Below are 668 nucleotides of genomic sequence, written 5' to 3' on the forward strand. Positions count from 1 at the left end.
AAATCAAAATAAACTACTAGCTAATCATCGCCAACAGCATGACCAAACTCGTCATTGATGCTTTTAAAGTAGTCAATATCAATCATCATTACGGTATATATGGAATTATACCTTTTTGCTTTAACGTATTCCTGTGACAATAGTTCAACCATCTTATTTCTATTTAGCACTTGAGTTAGAAAGTCTATGGTTGACATTTTAAGTAGTTTATTTTGATTTCGATAACTTTGAAAAACAATTACAAAAAATGAGATTAACACTATGAATATCATAAAATTAAACAGCAGATAGTTTCTTTTCATAAGCATTAATGTATCGTCTTCTGATATTGAAATTAAATAGGCCACGTGCTCTCTTTTAAAATTTTCAACTGATAAGAAAGATACAATCAGATATTTTCCATTCACATTGAACTCTTTTGAAAAAGTATTACCAGTTTTAATATGAGGATCAAGCTGTTTTTTAAATAGTTCAATATCACCCTCAATTTCAGTAAACTTCAGGTTTTCCAGGCTTTTATTTAGCACGTCTTTATCTACATAGTAATCACTGGCTATTTTACTATGTATGTAGTTATTCTTCGTATCATCAAACACTTTGTAATTCACAACATCCTTATTCATCAAGAAGAAAAAATCTTGTTCAGGATATAGATTAAACAATAAATT

At 28.4% G+C, this 668-nt stretch carries 1 protein-coding gene; it reads right to left on the minus strand.

Translation table 11 applies throughout. The annotated features are described in order from the left end of the window. Positions 1 to 20: 20 nt before the first annotated feature. Positions 21 to 668 (minus strand): GGDEF domain-containing protein (locus R7044_RS25800; protein ID WP_225456071.1); only part of this gene is annotated, 648 nt, incomplete at its 5' end.

It is taken from the genome of Vibrio sp. 1402 (assembly GCF_033340275.1).